Origin of the sequence: Verminephrobacter aporrectodeae subsp. tuberculatae At4, from assembly GCF_000193225.1 — a bacterium.
GTDB classification, from domain to species: Bacteria; Pseudomonadota; Gammaproteobacteria; order Burkholderiales; family Burkholderiaceae_C; genus Acidovorax; species Acidovorax aporrectodeae.
The window spans coordinates 1-18,002 of record NZ_AFAL01000426.1 but is presented as its reverse complement, the minus strand read 5'-3'; the positions used below and the strand labels follow the sequence as shown (position 1 = coordinate 18,002).

General features: G+C 66.6%; 18 protein-coding genes and 2 pseudogenes. 13 read left to right on the top strand and 7 right to left on the bottom strand.

What is annotated here, in order from left to right; genetic code table 11:
* The 12 genes and pseudogenes from VTU_RS0113455 to VTU_RS0113405 all read left to right on the top strand — a co-directional run.
* A pseudogene (locus tag VTU_RS0113455) lies at window positions 1-310 on the top strand (LacI family transcriptional regulator); the annotation flags it as partial.
* A 40-nt stretch (window positions 311-350) separates the two neighbouring features.
* Window positions 351-1,454, top strand: a complete 1,104-nt coding sequence (locus tag VTU_RS0113450; protein WP_010104972.1) for an ABC transporter permease — start codon at window positions 351-353, stop codon at window positions 1,452-1,454.
* 1 nt (window position 1,455) lies between these two features.
* Complete coding sequence (locus VTU_RS0113445; RefSeq protein WP_029554388.1) at window positions 1,456-2,253, top strand: ATP-binding cassette domain-containing protein; 798 nt, start codon at window positions 1,456-1,458, stop codon at window positions 2,251-2,253.
* Between the two features lie 56 nt (window positions 2,254-2,309).
* Window positions 2,310-2,936 (top strand): annotated as a pseudogene (locus VTU_RS34860) (TIM barrel protein); the annotation flags it as partial.
* Between the two features lie 189 nt (window positions 2,937-3,125).
* Window positions 3,126-4,130, top strand: coding sequence for an inositol 2-dehydrogenase (iolG, locus tag VTU_RS0113440; protein WP_029554387.1), 1,005 nt, complete (start codon window positions 3,126-3,128; stop codon window positions 4,128-4,130).
* Between the two features lie 124 nt (window positions 4,131-4,254).
* Window positions 4,255-5,280 carry an ABC transporter permease gene (locus tag VTU_RS0113435; RefSeq protein ID WP_010104969.1) on the top strand — a complete coding sequence of 342 codons (1,026 nt, stop codon included), beginning with the start codon at window positions 4,255-4,257 and terminating at the stop codon, window positions 5,278-5,280.
* A 25-nt stretch (window positions 5,281-5,305) separates the two neighbouring features.
* On the top strand, window positions 5,306-6,478 hold the full coding sequence (locus VTU_RS0113430) for a Gfo/Idh/MocA family protein (protein WP_010104968.1): 1,173 nt from the start codon (window positions 5,306-5,308) through the stop codon (window positions 6,476-6,478).
* Between the two features lie 129 nt (window positions 6,479-6,607).
* Entirely contained in the window at window positions 6,608-7,549 is a 942-nt protein-coding gene (locus VTU_RS27210; protein WP_236610735.1) for a MurR/RpiR family transcriptional regulator, read from the top strand.
* Window positions 7,550-7,785: 236 nt separating this feature from the next.
* Complete coding sequence (locus VTU_RS0113420; protein WP_029554385.1) at window positions 7,786-8,754, top strand: ABC transporter ATP-binding protein; 969 nt, start codon at window positions 7,786-7,788, stop codon at window positions 8,752-8,754.
* A gap of 5 nt (window positions 8,755-8,759) precedes the next feature.
* Window positions 8,760-9,692 carry an ABC transporter permease gene (locus VTU_RS0113415; RefSeq protein WP_010104962.1) on the top strand — a complete coding sequence of 311 codons (933 nt, stop codon included), beginning with the start codon at window positions 8,760-8,762 and terminating at the stop codon, window positions 9,690-9,692.
* A gap of 1 nt (window position 9,693) precedes the next feature.
* On the top strand, window positions 9,694-10,590 hold the full coding sequence (locus VTU_RS0113410; protein ID WP_010104961.1) for an ABC transporter permease: 897 nt from the start codon (window positions 9,694-9,696) through the stop codon (window positions 10,588-10,590).
* Window positions 10,591-10,751: 161 nt separating this feature from the next.
* Entirely contained in the window at window positions 10,752-12,293 is a 1,542-nt protein-coding gene (locus VTU_RS0113405; protein ID WP_010104960.1) for an alkaline phosphatase family protein, read from the top strand.
* Between the two features lie 37 nt (window positions 12,294-12,330).
* On the opposite strand, the gene VTU_RS34855 is transcribed toward VTU_RS0113405, so the two are convergent.
* From VTU_RS34855 to VTU_RS35430, 7 genes are all read right to left on the bottom strand, one after another.
* A complete protein-coding gene (locus VTU_RS34855) occupies window positions 12,331-12,546 on the bottom strand; it encodes a hypothetical protein (protein ID WP_010104959.1) in 216 nt (71 codons plus the stop codon).
* Window positions 12,547-12,607: 61 nt separating this feature from the next.
* Entirely contained in the window at window positions 12,608-13,246 is a 639-nt protein-coding gene (locus VTU_RS0113395; RefSeq protein ID WP_010104957.1) for a PD-(D/E)XK nuclease family transposase, read from the bottom strand.
* Window positions 13,247-13,295: 49 nt separating this feature from the next.
* Window positions 13,296-13,784 carry a hypothetical protein gene (locus VTU_RS0113390; protein WP_010104955.1) on the bottom strand — a complete coding sequence of 163 codons (489 nt, stop codon included), beginning with the start codon at window positions 13,782-13,784 and terminating at the stop codon, window positions 13,296-13,298.
* Window positions 13,781-14,116, bottom strand: a complete 336-nt coding sequence (locus tag VTU_RS31580) for an STAS-like domain-containing protein (protein WP_040892802.1) — start codon at window positions 14,114-14,116, stop codon at window positions 13,781-13,783. The genes VTU_RS0113390 and VTU_RS31580 overlap by 4 nt, the downstream gene beginning before the upstream one ends.
* 50 nt (window positions 14,117-14,166) lie before the next feature.
* Window positions 14,167-14,982: a type I methionyl aminopeptidase gene (map, locus tag VTU_RS0113380; protein WP_010104953.1), complete on the bottom strand. Its 816-nt coding sequence runs from the start codon at window positions 14,980-14,982 to the stop codon at window positions 14,167-14,169.
* Window positions 14,983-15,230: 248 nt separating this feature from the next.
* Window positions 15,231-15,527, bottom strand: coding sequence for a BrnA antitoxin family protein (locus VTU_RS0113375; protein WP_010104952.1), 297 nt, complete (start codon window positions 15,525-15,527; stop codon window positions 15,231-15,233).
* Window positions 15,505-15,828: a BrnT family toxin gene (locus VTU_RS35430; protein WP_010104951.1), complete on the bottom strand. Its 324-nt coding sequence runs from the start codon at window positions 15,826-15,828 to the stop codon at window positions 15,505-15,507. Before VTU_RS35430 ends, VTU_RS0113375 begins: the two co-directional genes overlap by 23 nt.
* A gap of 764 nt (window positions 15,829-16,592) precedes the next feature.
* Between VTU_RS35430 and VTU_RS27200 the strand changes: the two genes are divergently transcribed.
* Window positions 16,593-18,002: SwmB domain-containing protein (locus VTU_RS27200; protein ID WP_010104950.1), on the top strand; the 1,410-nt coding region annotated here is incomplete at its 3' end.

Genomic DNA, 18,002 nt, shown 5'->3' with positions numbered 1-18,002 from the left:
CATGCTGCTCGGCGCCGCGACCGTGGGCGAACCCGCGCTGGCCGCGGCCAAGGACTCGGGCCGCATGGCGAAGATCCATCTGGCGACCTTTGACCTGTCTGCGGGCTTCCTCAAGGCCATTGCCGCGAAGGAAGCGGCGTTCGCCATCGACCAGCAGCAGTTCCTGCAGGGCTACCTGCCGGTGAGCTTTCTGGCGCTGCACGCGAAGTACGGTCTGATCCCCGCGGGCAACGTGCCGTCCGGCCCGAACCTGGTGACCGCAGAAAAGGCCGCGCAGGTGATCGAGCTGTCCGCCAAGGGAATCCGCTGATGCGGCAACGGCGCAGCACCCCCTCTTGCATGCAGACGCCATGAACGCCCCGGAAAAGAACGCCGACGACCGCCTCAAGCGCATGTCGCCGCTGGCGCGCTTCATGGCGCGGCCCGAACTCGGCGCCGTCGCCGGCCTGGTCCTGGTGACGGTGTTCTTCATGCTCTGCGCGGACCCGGTGATGTTCAGCCTGGCCGGCCTGGTGAATTTCCTGACCCCGGCGGCGCAGCTGGGGATCCTGGCATTGGGCGCGGCCCTGCTGATGATCGGCGGCGAATTCGACCTCTCGATCGGATCCATGATCGCCTTCGCCGGCCTGGTTTTCTCCAGCGCCATCGTCGTCTTCAAGCTGCCGCTGATCGTCGCGGTGTTCATCACCCTGTTGATCGCCGGCACGATCGGCGCGGTGAACGCCTGGATCGTCCTGCGCACCGGTTTGCCAAGCTTCATCGTGACGCTGGCGTTCCTCTTCGTTTTGCGCGGCCTGAGCCTGGTGGGTCTGAAATGGGCCACCGGGGGATCGACGCAGCTGCGCGGCGTGAGCGAGGCCGTCCAGGACAGCGCGCTGCTCGAGCTCTTCAGCGGCAAGGCGCTGGAGGGAACGTTCGCCGCGCTGGACGCGCGCGGGCTGATCCCGCGCTTTCCGACCGGCGAGCCGATGATTACGGGAATTCCCGTGGAAATCGTCTGGTTCGTGCTGCTGACCGCGGTGGCCACCTGGGTGCTGCTGCGCACCCCGCTGGGCAACTGGATTTTTGCCTCCGGTGGCGACGCCACGGCGGCGGAGAACTCGGGCGTGCTGGTGCGCAGGGTGAAGACGGGGCTGTTCGTCTTTGCCGCGCTGTGCGCGGGGCTGGTGGCGATCATCACGGTGCTCGACAGCGGATCGACGGACGCGCGCCGGGGATTCCAGAAGGAGTTCGAGGCCATCATCGCCGCGGTGATTGGCGGCTGCCTGCTCACCGGCGGCTATGGCTCGGCCGTCGGCGCGTTCCTGGGGTCGATCATCTTCGGCATGGTCATGATCGGGCTGACCTACACAAAAATCGATCAGGACTGGTACCTGGTCTTCCTGGGCACGATGCTGTTGGTGGCCGTGCTCTTCAACAACATCATCCGCAAGCGTGCGACCGGGGAGCGTTGAGATGGAATCCCCCCCTGAGGTGGTGCATCCCTTGGTCGAGATGCGCGGCATCGAAAAGCATTTCGGCAACATCATCGCCCTCTCCGGCGTCTCGTTCAGCGTGAACGCGGGCGAATGCCACTGCCTGCTCGGGGACAACGGAGCGGGCAAATCGACCTTCATCAAAACCATGTCGGGCGTGCACCGGCCGTCGCGCGGAAGCATGCTGGTGAATGGGGTGGAGGTGGTGCTCGAGAGCCCCAGGCAGGCGATGAACGCCGGCATTGCCACCGTGTTCCAGGACCTGGCCATGATTGCGCTGATGTCGGTGACGCGCAACTTCTTCATGGGGCGTGAGCCGACCAAGGGCTGGGGGCCGCTGAAACGCTTCGACGTCCAGCGTGCGAACGAGATCACCATGGCCGAGATGCAGCGCATGGGAATCCGCCTGCGCGAACCCGGGCAGGCCGTGGGCACCCTGTCCGGCGGGGAGCGCCAGTGCGTGGCGATCGCGCGCGCGGTGTACTTCGGCGCCAAGGTGCTGATCCTCGACGAGCCGACCTCGGCGCTCGGGGTGCGCCAGACGGCGAACGTGCTGGCCACGATCGACCGCGTGCGCAAACTCGGGATCGGCGTGGTCTTCATCACGCACAACGTGCGCCACGCCATGGCCGTGGGGAACCGCTTTACCGTGCTCGACCGCGGCAAGACCCTGGGCACCGCAACGCGCAGCGAAATCAGCGCCGAGCAACTGCAAAACCTGATGGCCAGCGGGCAGGAACTCGCCACGCTCGACGGCTCGTTGGGCGGCACGGTCTGAGCGCGGCCGGCCCCGATCCACACAGTCCACGCACTCCACACAGGAAACCCGAAAACATGCACGACAGTTTTGAGCTTGCCGCGTGCGCCGAAATGCTTTGGCGCGACAAACCCATGCAGTGGCGCGTCAAGCGCCTGACCGAACTCGGATTCCAGGTCGGCCTGTGGAACTGGCCCGCGCACGATCTGGCGCTGCTGGAGAAATCCGGCGCGCGCTTCTCCATCATGAACGGCTACCTGCACGGCCGCCTTGCGGACGACGAAGGCGCGGCCGAATTGCTGCGCAGCGCACGCGAGACCGCGCAGGTCGGCAAGCGCCTGGGCGTTGCGCGGCTGAACCTGCACGGCACCGGCCTGGACGAGCACGGCCTGCCCGTGGCGGCCTGCGAGACGGTGACTGGCGCCATGTGGCTCAAGGCGCGCGACACCCTGGCGCGCATCGCCGACATGGCCGACGAGGAGGGCGTGACCTTCACGCTGGAGAACCTGAACCTGCCCGTGGACCACCCCGGCGTTCCCTTCGCCCGGGCGCAGGACACGCTGGCGCTGGTATCGGCGCTGAACCATCCGCGCCTGCGCCTGAATCTGGACCTCTACCACGCGCAAATCGGCGAAGGCAATCTGATCGAACTGTGCCGCCAATGCCTGCCCTGGATCGGCGAGGTGCAGGTGGCCGACGTTCCCGGCCGCCGGGAGCCGGGCAGCGGCGAAATCAACTACGCCGGCGTCGCGCGCGCTGCACGCCATGGGCTACCGCGGCCCCGTGGCGCTGGAGGCCTTTGCCTCGGGCGACCCGGAGGCGGCGCTGCAAGCATTCCGGGCGGCGTTCACGATTTAACCCCCCTCGACCGTTTTCATTTCTCAGGAGTCATCATGATCAAAGTGGGTCTGCTCGGTGCCGGACGCATCGGCAAAGTGCACGCCAGGAGCATCGCCGCCGACCGGCGCAGCCAGCTGGTGGCGGTCTCCGACATCGACGCGCAGGCGGCGCGTGAATTGGCCTCGACCCATGGCGCCCGGCCCCTGTCCTCGCAGGAGATCATGGCCGACCCGGGGATCGACGCCGTGCTCATCGCCACCTCCACGGACACGCACGCGGCGCTCATCGAGGCCGCGGTGCACGCGGGCAAGGCCGTGCTGTGCGAGAAACCCGTGGACCTGAACCTGGAGCGGGCGCTGGCCTGCCAGGCCGTGGTGGCCAAGGCCGGCCGGCCCGTGATGATCGGCTTCAACCGCCGGTTCGACCCCAACTTTGCCGCGCTCAAGCGCGCCTTCGACGCCGGTGAAATCGGCAAGGGCGAGTTGCTGTCCATCACCTCGTTCGACCCGGCGCCGCCGCCGGTGGGCTACGTCAAGCTGTCCGGCGGGCTGTTCCGCGACATGGCGATTCATGACTTCGACATGGCGTGCTGGATCTTCGGCGCGGCCCCCGCTTCGGTCACCGCGATCGGCTCGAGCATCGTCGATCCCGCGATTGGCGCTGCGGGGGACCTGGACACGGCCGTGATCACGCTGCATTTCGCAGACGGTCGCATGGCGGTCGTGAAGAACAGCCGGCGCGCCGTCTACGGCTACGACCAGCGCATCGAACTCCTGGGCTCGGACGGTCTGCTGTCTGCCGGCAACGTGCTGGAGCACACCGTCACCCGGATCACGACCGCAGGCGCGCAGGCCGCCAAGCCGGAATACTTTTTTCTGGAACGCTATATGAAAGCCTACGCGGCCGAGTGGAGCGCCTTCGTGGACGCCGTGCAGTCCGGATCGGACTACCCGGTGACGCTGCGCGACGGCGTGCACGCGCTGGCCGTGGCCGACGCGGCAACGCTCTCGTGGCAAGAAGGCAGGACCGTGAAACTCATCGGCGGACGCCCGACCTGAACCCCCGGGCCCCGCCCTGCACCCTGTTGCGCGCGTTCCAGGAGTGGTTCCAGCTTGCAACGCGCACCCCGCAGGAGGACAGGACATGAAGACGACAACGACGCCGGCGGACGTGGGCATGGGCATGGCGCAGCCAACCCCGGGCGCGCCGGCCGCGCCGCTGGAGACGCGGCGGCGCAAGCGCAGGTGGCCGCCCGAGCTGAGCACCCTGCTGGTGCTGCTCGGGATCGGCCTGTTCTTCGAGGCCGTGGGCTGGGCCGTGGTGGGGCAGAGCTTTCTCTTGAACACCGAGCGCTTGCAGATCATCGTGTTGCAGATGGCGGTGATCGGCGTCATCGCCGTGGGCGTGAACCTGGTCATCATCACCAGCGGCATCGACCTGTCCTCCGGCTCGGTGGTCGCCGCCGCCGCCGTGGTCTCGGCGAGCCTGGCGCAGGTGTCGGACTTTCCGCGCGCGGTGTTTCCGCAGCTCACCGACCTGCCGCTGATCTGGCCGCTGCTCGCCGGCACCGCCGTGGGGCTGCTCGTCGGCCTGATCAACGGCTCGCTCGTGGCGTATACGGCGATCCCGCCCTTCATCGCCACGCTGGGAACCATGGTCGCGGTGCGCGGCTTTGCCAAATGGTTCACCAACGGCATGCCGGTGTCCATGCTCACCGACGACTTTGCGGCCATCGGCTCGGGCGTGAACCCGGTCCTCATCTTCCTGTTCGTCGCCGGGGTGTTCCACGTGGTTCTGCGCTACACGCGCTTTGGCAAATCCACCTACGCCATCGGCGCGAACCGCCAGGCGGCCATCGTCTCGGGAATCAACGTGCGCCAGCACCTGGTCTGGATCTACGTGATCGCGGGCATGCTCAGCGGCATCGCGGGCACCGTGACGGCCGCGCGCGCGATCTCCGGCCAGTCCGGAATGGGGGTGATGTACGAACTCGACGCGATCGCCGCGGTGGTCATCGGCGGCACCTCGACGGCCGGCGGGCTCGGGCGCATCACCGGCACCGTGATCGGCGTGCTGATCCTCGGCGTCATGACCTCGGGCTTTACCTTTATCCGCATCGACGCCTACTACCAGGAAATGGTCAAGGGCGTGATCATCGTCGCGGCCGTGATCGCCGACCAGTACCGCAACAAGAAGCGCCGCGCATGAACACCCACCAAGGAGTATTTGCAGCATGATCAACGGAGAAATCCCTTCCGGCCTGCCCATCCCCTGGGGCATGGTCGGGGGCGGGCAGAGCAGCCAGATTGGCTATGTCCACCGCTCGGCCGCGCTGCGCGACGGCAGCTTCGCGCTCGTCGCCGGTGCCTTCGACATCGACGCCGAACGCGGCCGCGCATTCGGCCAGCGGCTCGGGCTCAGCGCGCAGCGCTGCTACGCCGACTACAAGACCCTGTTCGAGGCCGAGGCGCGCCGCCCGGACGGCATGCGCGCGGTATCCGTCGCCACGCCCAACGACACCCACTTCGAGATCTGCCAGGCCGCGCTGCACGCCGGGCTGCACGTGGTCTGCGAAAAACCCCTGTGCGTGAGCAGCGCGCAGGCGCTGGAACTGCGGGAACTCGCGCAAGCAAAGAACAAGATCGTCGGGGTCACCTACGGCTACTCCGGCCACCAGCTGATCACGCAGGCGCGCGAGATGATCGCGCGCGGCGACCTGGGCGACGTCCGCATCGTGCACATGCAGTTCGCGCACGGCTTCCACAGCGCGCCGCTCGAGAGCGACAACCCATCGACGCGCTGGCGTGTGGACCCGAAGTTCGCCGGCCCGAGCTACGTGCTCGGCGACATCGGCACGCACCCGCTGTACATCTGCGGCCTGATGCTGCCCGGGCTGAAGATCGAGCGGCTGATGTGCTCGCGGCAAAGCTTCGTCAAGAGCCGCGCGCCGCTGGAGGACAACGCCTTCACCATCATGCAGTACCGCGGCGGCGCCGTCGGCTACCTGTGGGCCTGCGCGGTGAACGCCGGCTCCATGCACGGCCAGAAGATCCGCGTCATCGGCTCCCGGGCGAGCCTGGAATGGTGGGACGAGCACCCCAACCAGCTGCGCTACGAGGTCCAGGGCGCGCCGGCGCAGGTGTTCGAGCGCGGGATGGACTACCTGCACCCGGACGCGCTGCACGACGACCGCATCAGCGCGGGCCACCCCGAGGGGCTGTTCGAGGCCTGGTCGAACCTCTACTACCGCTTTGCGCTGGCGATGGACGCGAGCGACCGGCGCGACACCGAGGCGCTGCGCACAATCCGCTACCCGGACATCGACGCGGGCGTCGAGGGCGTGCGCTGGGTCGAGAACTGCGTGCGCTCGGCCGACGCCGGCGGCGTCTGGGTCGATTACTGCTGACGCGTGCGCTGGCATGGTCCGCATGGGTCCGCCGCCCCGGCAGCCGCGCATGGCCTGCGCCGCAGCATTGCCATCGGAAACGGGAACATACGAGCGGTTACGATCGGGCCTGCCGCGATCGCCGATTTCGTGCCCTGCGATGAAACCACCCCCGCCCCCCCCGAATCCGTTGAACAGTTCCTGCACTGCATCACGCAGGAATACGACGGCCTGAGCCGGCAGCTCAAGGTGATCTCGCGCCACGTCGAGGCGCACCGCGACCAGCTGGGGCTCGAAGGCATACAGTCGGTGGCCGGGCAATGCGGCGTGCAGCCCTCGGCCATGGTGCGCTTTGCCAAGCGTTTCGGCTTCTCCGGCTTCTCGGAGATGCAGCGTTTGTTCCGCGAAGGGCTGGCCGAGCAGATTGCGCCGGGGCGCGCGTACAAGCTGCGCCTGCGCGAGCTCATCGAGTCCGGGTCCCCGGACCTGCAACCCGAGGAAATCGCCGACGAATTCATCAAGGGCAGCATCGCGGGGATGCAGCAGCTGCGCCAGACGCTGGACCAGCAGGACTTTGCGCGCGCCGTGGAACTGCTGGCGAACACGCAGGCGATCTGGATCGCCGGCTCGCGCCGCTCGTTTCCCGTGGCCGTGTACCTGGACTACGCGCTGCAACACACCGAAAAGCGCATCGGCCTGTTGAACGCGCTCGGCAGCATGCAGCAGGGGCAGATACGCTCAGTGCGCGCCGGCGACACGCTGATTGCGATCTCGTTCGCCCCCTACGCCGAGGAAACCGTGCAGCTCGCGCAGCAGGCCCGGCAGCGCGGCGCGCGGCTCATCGCCATCACCGACAGCCGCATGGGCCCGATCGCGGGCGCGGCCGAGGCCAGCTTGATCGTGCAAGACAGCGCCACCTTCGGCTTTCGCGCCCTCACGGCCGCGATGGGCCTGGCGCAGAGCCTGTTCGTCGCGCTCGCGTACCGCCTCGAACTCTCCTCCCAGTCCGGCGACGCCGGGCGCCGCAGCGGCAGCGGCCTGAGGACCGTCGCGCACGCGCACCTGTCGCTGCTGAAGAAAGCCGGCACCTGAGACACGGCCGCGCACGGTGCGTGGGTGCGTGGGTGCGAGAGGGGGAGGGGCAGCGCAGCGTTCATGAACGCGTCATCCAACTGCCTTCGTCCGGACATTTTGTTTTCCATAGTCCAGGGGTGCACACGGAGACCCCCCATGACAACGACAACTTTGGGCCGGCTGATGGCGAGCGCCATTGCCTGCACGGCGCTGACCGCGGCGGCATGGCCGTCGATCCACCCCCTGCGCGCCGCATGAACCCCCTGCTTGAAGTCCGGGACCTCGCGCGCCATTACCCGGTGCGCAGCGCCCCCTGGCGCCGGCCCGCCACCCTGCGCGCGGTGGACGGTGTCTCCCTCGGCCTGCCCGCGGGCCGGACCCTGGGCCTGGTCGGCGAGTCGGGTTGCGGAAAATCCACCACCGCCCGCCTGGTGCTCGGGCTCCTGCCGCCCACCGGCGGCGAGGTGCTCTTCGAGGGCCAGCCCGTGCCCTCGGTGCGCGGCCCGCGCTGGCGCGCCTTGCGCCAGCGGATGCAGATGGTCTACCAGGACCCGCTCGCGGCGCTCGACCGCCGGCTGCCCGCGCAAGACCAGGTGGCGGAACCGCTGGCGATTTTCCATCGGGGGACGGCGGCCGAGCGCCGCGAGCGCGCCCGCGCGATGCTCGCCGCGGTCGGGCTCACCCCCGCGCTGATGGCGCGCTACCCGCATGAGCTCTCGGGCGGCCAGCGCCAGCGCGTGGTGCTGGCGCGGGCGCTGATCCTCGGGCCTGCGCTGCTGGTCTGCGATGAACCCGTCTCCGCGCTCGACGTTTCGATCCAGGCGCAGGTGATCAATCTGCTGCAAGACCTCCAGGAACAGCACCAGCTCGCCTACCTGTTCATCAGCCACGACCTCAAGGTCGTGCGCCAGCTGAGCCACGAAGTGGCCGTGATGTACCTGGGCCGGATCGTCGAGCAATGCACGGCGCAAGCGCTCTTCAGCCATCCGGCGCACCCCTACACGCAGGCCCTGGTCGCGGCGGTTCCGTCGCCATGGCGCAGCACGCGAGCGCCGCGCATCGTGCTCCGGGGCGAGCCACCCAACCCCGCTGCGCCGCCTGCGGGATGCGCGTTCCACAGCCGCTGCGCGCAGGCCATGCCCGCGTGCCGCGCCGTGCGGCCTGCGCTGCGCGAAATCGCACCCGGCCACGCGGCCGCGTGCCACCTCCTGGCGCAGGCCTGACGCGCATGCCGGCCTACCTCGTCGTGCGCTTGCTGCGGGCGCTGCTGACGATTTTTCTGGTGCTCAGCTTTGCTTTCCTGATCCTGCGCTCGTCCGGGGATCCGGCGCTGATGATCCTCTCGCCCGACGTCCCGCACGAGGCGCTGCAAGCGTTTCGCCGCAGCTGGGGGCTCGACGCCCCGCTGTGGCAGCAGTACCTGGGATTCCTGCGCAACCTGCTGCAGGGCCATTTCGGTTACTCGATGCGCGACAACAGCCCGGCGATGGCGCTGGTCATGCAGCATCTGCCCGCCACGCTGGCGATCACGCTGCCGGCCTTCGTGCTCAAGCTGCTGATCGGCGTGCCCGCCGGCGTCTGCGCGGCCTTGCACCGCAACTCGGCCATGGACCGCTGCGTGATGGGCCTGTCCGTCGCCGGCCACACCATCCCCAGCTTCGTTCTCGCCCTGGTGCTGGTGCTGGTCTTCGCCGTCGGCCTGGGCTGCCTGCCCAGCGGCGGCGCGGGCAGCTGGAGGCACGCGATCCTGCCGGTGCTCACGCTGAGCCTGGGGGGCGCTGCCGTGCTGGCCCGCTTCACCCGCTCGGCGATGCTCGAGGTGATGGGCCAGGCGTACATCCGTACGGCGTCGGCCAAGGGCCTGCTCTGGCGCGCGGTCGTGCGCCGGCACGCCCTGCCGAATGCCGCCATTCCGACCGTGACCATCATCGGCTTCATGGTCGGCAGCCTGATCGCCGGCACCGTGGTCGTGGAAAGCGTTTTTTCCTGGCCCGGCGCCGGGCGGCTGCTGGTCATTGCCGTCGCCAACCGCGATCTGGCCGTGGTGCAGAGCCTGCTGCTGCTCGTGGCCGCGACCATGGTGACGTCAAACCTCATCGTCGATGCGCTGTACGGATGGATCGACCCCCGGCTGCACCACGGCCGGGCTGCGAAGGACTGATATGTCTGCGATTGCCCTGCCGCAGAGCACCGTCCCCACCACCGCAGGCTGGCGCCAGCGCCTGCGCTACCTGCTGCGCGCCTACCCGCCGCTGGTGCTGCTGTGCGCGCTGTGGATGCTCGCCACCGTCGCCGTCGCGCTGCTCGCCGGCCACCTGGCGCCCTACGCGCACAACCAGATCGACCTGCAGGCCCGGCTGGCGCCGCCGTACTTCATGGGCGGATCGGCGCAGCACTGGCTGGGAACGGACGAGTTGGGCCGGGACATCCTCTCGCGCCTGATGCTCTCCATCCGCATCAGCCTGCTGGTGGCCCTCGTGAGCACCCTGCTGTCGGCCACGCTGGGGGTCTTTCTGGGATTTCTGGCGGCGCATTTCCGGGGCTGGGTCGAGCAACTCGTCCTGACCCTGGTCGATTTCCAGGCGGCCATGCCGTTCATGATCATTGCACTCGCCGTGCTGGCCTTCTTTGGCAACACGCTGACCCTGTTCATCGCGCTCATGGGCCTGTACGGCTGGGAGCGCTCGACGCGCATCACGCGCGGCCTGTGCATCGCGGCCAACGAGCAGGGGTACGCGGCTGCGGCGTTCGACATCGGCGCCTCGCCGCTGCGCGTATACCTGCTGCACGTGCTGCCGAACATCGCCAGCACCCTGATCGTGGGCGTCACGCTGACCTTCCCCGAAGTGATCCTGCTGGAGTCCGGCCTGTCGTTCCTGGGGCTTGGCGTGCAGCCCCCGATGACCAGCCTGGGGAATATGGTCGGCTATGGCCGCGAATACCTGCAAACTGCGCCCTGGATGCTGCTCACCCCGAGCGCCGTGATCGTCCTGACCAGCTTCTCCGTGGGCATGCTCGGGGACTGGTTGCGCGATCGCCTCGACCCCAGCCTGCGCTGACCTGACCAACTCGCCTGCGCGCATGCGCAACGGGCGCTTGCCGCACGCGGCAGCGGACGTTCACCGACCTTGGGTATGCTCGGGGACCGGCCGCGCGCTCGCCCCCATCCCGCTGCGCAGCCCCATTGAAACCATCCATGATTCCCCGTAAGGAGAAAGCCATGAAGAAAAAAAACGTGCTGTTCATCATCGCCGACCAGTGGCGGGGAGACTGCCTGTCCATGCTCGGGCACCCGGTGGTCGAGACGCCGAATATCGCCGCGCTGGCCGCCGAAGGCGTCACCTTCAAACGCCACTACACCCAGGCCGTCCCCTGCGGCCCGGGCCGCGCCAGCCTGCTGACCGGCCTGTACATGATGAACCACCGGGAGGTCCAGAACACCACCCCGCTGGACGCGCGCCACACGAACCTCGCGTTCGAACTGCGCAAGGCCGGCTACGACCCGGCGCTGGTCGGCTACACCACCACCACCCCCGACCCGCGCGTGACCGCGCACGCGGACCCGCGCTTTCGCTCGCTCGGCGCCGACATGGAGGCCTGGCGGCCCGTCGGCTCCTGGGGGCTGACCAAGTTGGAGACCTACTTCCCGTGGCTCACCGCGCAGGGCTTCTCCGTGCCCGAGAACCCCTGGGACCTCTTTCTGCCGCAAGACCTGGGCCCCGGCGAGATCGGCGCGAGCCGCAAGCCAAGCCGCATCCCCGCGCATCTGTCGAACACGGCCTGGTTCACCGGGCTCGGAATCGATTACCTGCGCAGCACGCGCAACAAGCCCTGGTTTCTGCACCTGGGCTACTGGCACCCGCACCCGCCGTTCATTGCCTCCGCGCCCTACAACGAGATGTACGACCCCGCACGCTGCCCCTCCCCCGTGCGCGCGGCCAGCGCGCAGGCCGAAGGGCAGCAGCACCCCCTGCTGCGCTACTACGTGGAAAGCATCCCGCGCAGCAACTTCTTCCAGAACGGCCAGGGCCTGGGCAGCGCGATGGACGACGCCGAAGTGCGCCAGATGCGCGCGACCTACTATGGCCTGATACGCGAAATCGACGACCAGCTCGGCCGGGTCTTTGGCTACCTCAAGGAAACGGGCCAGTGGGACGACACCCTGATCGTGATGACCAGCGACCATGGCGAGCAACTCGGCGACCACCACCTGCTGGGCAAGATCGGCTACTTCGACCAGAGCTACCACGTGCCGCTGGTCATCCGCGACCCGTCGCGCGCGGCCGACGGCACGCGCGGCACGCAGGTGGATCACTTCACCGAGGTCGTAGACACCATGCCGACCCTGCTCGACTGGTTGGGGCAGCCCACGCCCCGGGCCTGCGACGGCCGCTCGCTGCTGCCCTTCGTTCGGGAAGGCGCAGCCCCTGCGCGCTGGCGCACCGAGGTCCACTACGAATACGACTTCCGCAACATCTCCACGTCCCAGGCAGAAACCGCACTCGGCCTGGAGATGGACGAATGCGCGCTGGCCGTGGTGCAGGACGAGCACTACAAATACGTGCACTTCGCCGCCTGCGCGCCCCTGTTCTTCGACCTGCGGCGCGACCCGCAGCAAATGAACAGCGTCGCCGGACAGCCCGAATACGCCGCGCAGCAACTGGTCTACGCGCAAAAAATGCTCGACTGGCGTTTGCTGCACGCGGAGCGGACGTTGACCGGCTACGCCGCCTCGCCCGAGGGACTGCGCTCGCGGGGATAGGCCACGGCGGGGGCCAACAGGGCATGGCCCTTGGCGCTCAAGCCCCTTGGCGCAGCTTTCTGATGGCAGGCAGGGTCAAACCGATGGCCTGCGCAATGGCCTCATCATCGAGCAGCGCCAAAAGATTGCGTGCATGCGCCAGTTTCTCTTGCTTGCGTCCCTTCTCGATGCCCTTCTGCAATCCCTCAACCCGCCCCTTCCTGATACCCTCCTTCATCCCCCGCGCCCGCCCCTGAGTCTCGGCATCGAGCAAGGTGCTTTTTTCGTTGCGCAGCGCATCGAGATACTTCTGATAGCTCTCGATTTCGACCGCGCTATAGCCCCTGAATTCGGTGAGACTTGACCGCGTTGGCCACCGGCGGATAGGACAGAAAGGCTTCATCGGGTACGAAACCGGGCTTGCCGGTGTCGCGCAGAAAGCGCAACCACAGCGCAGTCACTTGCTTTTCGACCCGCGTTTTGGGCGTGAATTTGGGCAACTCCAGAATGACGAACTGCAAGCCTTGCAAAACCTTGTCGTGATCGGCGAGCCTGGTGATCTTGTAGTGGTGCAGCCAGCGGTCTTTCTCGCCGGGGCCTTTCGCGAAAACATCGTTCAGCACCGTGACCGAGTAGACCGGGCACAGCGACTGGTAGGCTGCGTCCGAAGAGAGTTGATTGACGGTGGCCTGGTCGCCACTGAACTGGATGCGCGAGAAATAGGCGGCGGTCCACAGCATCTGCATTTCGACGACGAACACCTGACCGCTCTGGTCGCAGCACTTGACGTCGACGATGGAAGAAAACCGCATGCCCGGGACTTGCGGCGCCTGCTCGGCGGGCAGGTAGGTCAGGGACTTGATGGGCGCGTCCAAGGGCAGGACGGCGTTCAGAAAGTCCAAGAGCAGACTGGCGCGCGAGAAGACGCGCTTGAACACCAAGTCGATCTTGGGGTCAAGGTAGCTCAGGTTCATGAACGGGTGCTCCTGCTTTGGCTATGCGGTCTATCCAATGCACACGCGCTCAGTCCAACGCCGTAATCAGTATCTCGTCCAGAGACATCAGAAGATCGTGGCAGGCATTCACAATCAAATCCATTTCGCGGGAATCCGTACCCAGGGCGGGTTGTTTGGGGTCATCAAAGTGGTGCAGTGTGACTGCCTGGCGTAGCGCGATAATGCGATCAGTCGGGTCCGGAAGGCGTTTTGCCGCAACCGCATCCCATGTTATCCAGCTTGTTCTGGCAATGCGGGGCAACAACTCCGCCCGCCGAGTAATCCGCGCGAATCGAATCAATATATTCCGGCGCAGATCATCATCGTAGGAATGCGTGTGAAACTTTATCGCCATCTCACCCAACTCAGTGACGAGGGTGAGCAAGGTCTCCAACTCTTCCCGGATGACCTTCCTTCGGGATTGGCGCGCCTGGTTGGACACCACCACGTACCAGCCGGCAACGATCAACACAGGGGGAATGATCTTGGCCAGCGCATCCCAGGCTGTGGGGGTCATGGGCGAACGGTGTTGTTTGAACTGACGGCGTCCGCCACGTACTGCCGCGTCTCGGTGATGAAGCTGCGGTCTTCGGATTGCAGCAAGATATGCGCGTCGAAGTCGCTCACGGAGCGCCAATGCATTTTTCGGACGATGCCGCCAAACAACTCATCCAGAAAGCTGCTGCCGTAGCCAACGGTACCATCCAGCACCACAACGACCATTTCTTTCTTTTCAAGGGCGGGGGCCAAGTAATCGTCCCGATATTCTTCACCGCTGAACTTGCTGATCCTCTTGTATCGTCCGCCTGGATACCGGGTAAAGTCTGCTATGCGCAATGTGGTGGTCATGGGGATTCTCCGGATGCAGAGGGCAGACTCGACTGCAATAGCTCGGGGCTCTATGTGGTGGTCGCCGCCACAAAGGCCGGCGGCGGCGGCGACCCCGCCGACAGGGTCATCACCTCGTACCCGGTGGGCGTGACCAGCACGGTGTGCTCCCATTGCGCCGAAAGGCTGTGGTCCCGGGTCACGATGGTCCAGCCGTCGCGGCCCAATTCCTTGACCTCGCGGCGGCCCGCGTTGACCATCGGCTCGATGGTAAAGACCATGCCGGGGCGGAGCTCCTCAAACGTTCCGGGGCTGCCGTAGTGCAGCACCTGCGGCGCTTCGTGGAACCTCTTGCCGATGCCGTGGCCGCAGAACTCACGCACGATGGAAAAGCCATGGCTCTCGGCGAACTTCTGGATCGCGTACCCCACGTCGCCCAGATGCGCGCCGGGCCTGACCTGTGCGATGCCGTGCCACATCGCGTCGAAAGTGACGGCGCACAGGCGCTTGGCGGCAATCGAGGTCTCGCCGACCAGGTACATGCGGCTGTTGTCGCCATGCCAGCCGTCCGGGGTGATGACGGTGACGTCCACGTTCACGATGTCGCCCTTTTTCAGCGGCTTGTCGTTCGGAATTCCATGGCAGACCACATGGTTCACCGAGGTGCATAGCGACGCCGGGTAGGGCGGATAACCGGGCGGCTGATAACCCACGGTGGCCGACACCGTCCCCTGCCGGGCCATGCATTTGGCGCCCAGCTGGTCGATGTCGTGGGTGCTGATTCCGGGCCGGACGTGCGCTCCAATATGGTCCAGCACTTCGGATGCCAGGCGACACGCCAGACGCATGCCGGCGATGTCTTCGGCGCTTTTGATGAGGATGCTCATGGGGCGCGATTATCCATCGCCCTCCGGCCGCAGGCGCCGGGCCTCCCGGGAGCGACACCGGGGGCGCCTCGGAACCAGCCTCAGCCCGGCACCCCGGTCGCACGCGCACGCGCTTGCAACCGCCCTGTAGAGCGGCGCAGCTGCGTCTCCACGCCGTCGATCAGCGCCAGCCCTTCGCGGAATGACGAAGCACCTCGCCCCCATCCACAGCGCGCTCCACGATGACCCCATCGGGCCCGGGCAGCCCGTCAACGACCGGGCGGATGCTCGGCGATGAACTCGCGCAGAGCGGCATCAATGCGCGTCTGCCAGCCTTCGCCTGCCGACTTGAAATGCGCAATCACCGTGTGCGACAGCCGGATGTTGATGCGCTCCTTCGGGAACTCGGCCCGTGGGCGGCCACGGGGCCTGAGCATTTTCTTGGCGACCTCCGCGCCAAAAATTTGGGGCAATACCTCGCTCGCCGGACGCGCCTTGGCGAAGTCCTCCTGCGTCCATTCCGGGTTCTCGTCGTCCGGAAGTTCAGGCCTGGTTTTCTTGCGCATGCTTTCTCACCTCTCGTTGGTTCGCTTTGCGCAGGCTGATGACATGCACCTTGCCAGCACGTGGTGTGAACACCATCGCGTGCAATCGGCCCCGAATGAAGCCGAGAACACGGAATCGGCGCTCGCCGTAGTCCTTGCGGTCATTCTCTTCGATCACTGCGTCAGACCAGTCCAACGGCTCAACCAGCGAGAACGGAAGGCCACGCGCGCGCTCGCTTCCAGGACCGCCCGTTGGCGATCGCCAGCAACCGCCAACGCCCCATCCCCCGGAGGGAGCAAGGCCATGGGGGAATAGATGCAATGCCCAAAAATCCGCCGCCCGGTGGGTATTCCATGAGCAAAACAGTCACATATCTGACGTTTATTCTTGTATAAAAACCAACAAACGCCAGATCGCCCCGGGCCCCTTCGGCGAACCCCTGGATCCCCGCGCAGTCGACGAATCCGCCGACCGCCCCGAACCGCAGCCCCCGCTTCGGGCCCCTCGCTACAGGGAGCCGCCCGGTGCGCAGCGGCACCGCGCCGCGGTCGATCGCCAGCGCCCATCCACGCCGCAGACCCCTCGGGGGAGGCTCCGCACGGTGGCGAAGCAAGGGGCACAGCAGATAAATGCCCAAAAAATAAACTGGAATTGAAAATTTTCCGTAAACAGTGGTTACACTGCCAACGTTTCAAAAAGCAATTTATGACAGGACATGACACACAACCGTGCCAAGCATTGCTCCCCGTCTGCCGAATCGCCAAGGGCTCGGGCGCCAGCCGCCGCATCCTGCGCCGCTGGCGCGGGGTCCAACGCAACCCCCTGCCGGGGCCGGCAGCAGAGACAAGGGGACGATCACACATTGCCGGCGGACTTCGCAAGCACCCCCGTGCGCAGCAACGGAGCACGCCAGGATCAACGACCAAGGCATCCAAGCCACGGGCAAGCCCATCACCCCGGGCACGCGGCGCACCCGCCGCCGCATCGCCCGCATGAAGTAGCACCAGCGCAAACCAAGGGCCCTGTCCACCGCGTGGCAGGAGCCCAAACCCCATCCAACACCCATTCACCATCGAAGGAAAACCATGCCTGACAACACATCACCGACCGAAATAGTCGATACGGCCACCGAGCAGGACAGCGCCAAAACAAAAATATGGCCCATGCCGCCAACAGGGCCCGCGCGAGCAGACACCACGCCCCCGGAGGTCAACACCGCCACGGTCGAAGGCCACCAACTGGTGCTCACGTACACGGAAGCCGGCACCCTGAACCCGATAGCACTCATACGCAATGTCGGCTTTACGGTCAACACCGGCGCAGGCACGGCGGCCATCACCGTCACCGGCGTCGCGATGAACATATACGCCAAGACCGTGACGCTGACACTGAGCCGCGCCGTGGCCGTAGCGGAGATGGTGACCGTCAGCTACACCAAGCCCACGTTCGGTCAAGGGGTGCAGGACGTTCGCGGCAACAATGCGCTGAACTTCAGCAACAAGGAGGTGACCAACAACACGACAGCAGACACCACGCCCCCGGTGCTCAGCAGCGCCGTGGTCAACGCAAGCCAATTGGTGCTCAGCTTCAACGACGCGAGCCAACTGGACGCGAACCCGGACCGCAAGCCGGCGGGCGAGGCCTTTGCGGTGCGTGTCGGAGACAACGCCAACGCCGTCACTGCGATCGCCGTGGACGCGGCGGCCAAGACCGTCACGCTGACGCTGAGCACCCCCGTGACGCGGGGTCAGAGCGTGACCGTTGCCTACACCGACCCCACGACCGGCAACGACGCCAACGCCATCCAGGACGCCGCCGGCAACGACGTGGCCAGCTTCGCGGCCACAGCGGCGGTCAACAACACGCCAGCAGACAACATGGCCGAGCAAACAGACACCACGCCCGCGCCGGGAGACACCACGCCCCCGCCAGCAGACACCACGCCCCCGGAGTTCCATAGCGCCAGGGTCCGTGGCATCGGAATGGTGATCTACTACACCGAAGCCAGCACCCTGCTGGGGGAATTGCTCGCCACGCCCACCAGCTTCAGGGTGAGCAGCAGCACGGGCACGGCCATCACCGTGAACGCCGCCATGGTGCACTCAACGCTCAGGGCCGTGTCGCTGTTTCTGGACCGCGCCGTGACCGAAACGGAGACCTTGACCGTCAGCTACACCAGGCCCGAATCCGGTGGGGTGCGGGACGTTGCCGGCAACTATGCGGCGAACTTCAGCGAAAAGGCCGTGATCCAGACCAGTGAGGAAACCACGCCCCCGACGCTCAGCAGCGCCACGGTCCGCGGCAACCAACTGGTGCTCAGCTTCGACGACGCGAACCAGCTCGACGCGACCCCGTATCGCAAGCCGACCAACGATGCCTTTGCGGTGCTTGTCGGAGGCAACGCCAACGCCGTCACTGCGACCGCCGTGGACGCGGTGGCCAAGACCGTCACGCTGACGCTGACCACCCCCGTGGCGCATGGTCAGAGCGTGACC

What these genes read in the sequence shown, in the direction of transcription:
- iolG (WP_029554387.1), top strand. Translation starts at nt 3,126, where the DNA reads ATGATCAAAGTGGGTCTGCTCGGTGCCGGACGCATCGGCAAAGTGCAC.
- VTU_RS0113395 (WP_010104957.1), bottom strand. Translation starts at nt 13,246, where the DNA reads ATGAACCTGAGCTACCTTGACCCCAAGATCGACTTGGTGTTCAAGCGC.
- VTU_RS0113450 (WP_010104972.1), top strand. Translation starts at nt 351, where the DNA reads ATGAACGCCCCGGAAAAGAACGCCGACGACCGCCTCAAGCGCATGTCG.
- map (WP_010104953.1), bottom strand. Translation starts at nt 14,982, where the DNA reads ATGAGCATCCTCATCAAAAGCGCCGAAGACATCGCCGGCATGCGTCTG.
- VTU_RS0113415 (WP_010104962.1), top strand. Translation starts at nt 8,760, where the DNA reads ATGCCGGCCTACCTCGTCGTGCGCTTGCTGCGGGCGCTGCTGACGATT.
- VTU_RS0113430 (WP_010104968.1), top strand. Translation starts at nt 5,306, where the DNA reads ATGATCAACGGAGAAATCCCTTCCGGCCTGCCCATCCCCTGGGGCATG.
- VTU_RS0113375 (WP_010104952.1), bottom strand. Translation starts at nt 15,527, where the DNA reads ATGCGCAAGAAAACCAGGCCTGAACTTCCGGACGACGAGAACCCGGAA.
- VTU_RS0113410 (WP_010104961.1), top strand. Translation starts at nt 9,694, where the DNA reads ATGTCTGCGATTGCCCTGCCGCAGAGCACCGTCCCCACCACCGCAGGC.
- VTU_RS0113445 (WP_029554388.1), top strand. Translation starts at nt 1,456, where the DNA reads ATGGAATCCCCCCCTGAGGTGGTGCATCCCTTGGTCGAGATGCGCGGC.
- VTU_RS0113390 (WP_010104955.1), bottom strand. Translation starts at nt 13,784, where the DNA reads ATGACCCCCACAGCCTGGGATGCGCTGGCCAAGATCATTCCCCCTGTG.
- VTU_RS0113435 (WP_010104969.1), top strand. Translation starts at nt 4,255, where the DNA reads ATGGCGCAGCCAACCCCGGGCGCGCCGGCCGCGCCGCTGGAGACGCGG.
- VTU_RS0113405 (WP_010104960.1), top strand. Translation starts at nt 10,752, where the DNA reads ATGAAGAAAAAAAACGTGCTGTTCATCATCGCCGACCAGTGGCGGGGA.
- VTU_RS0113420 (WP_029554385.1), top strand. Translation starts at nt 7,786, where the DNA reads ATGAACCCCCTGCTTGAAGTCCGGGACCTCGCGCGCCATTACCCGGTG.
- VTU_RS31580 (WP_040892802.1), bottom strand. Translation starts at nt 14,116, where the DNA reads ATGACCACCACATTGCGCATAGCAGACTTTACCCGGTATCCAGGCGGA.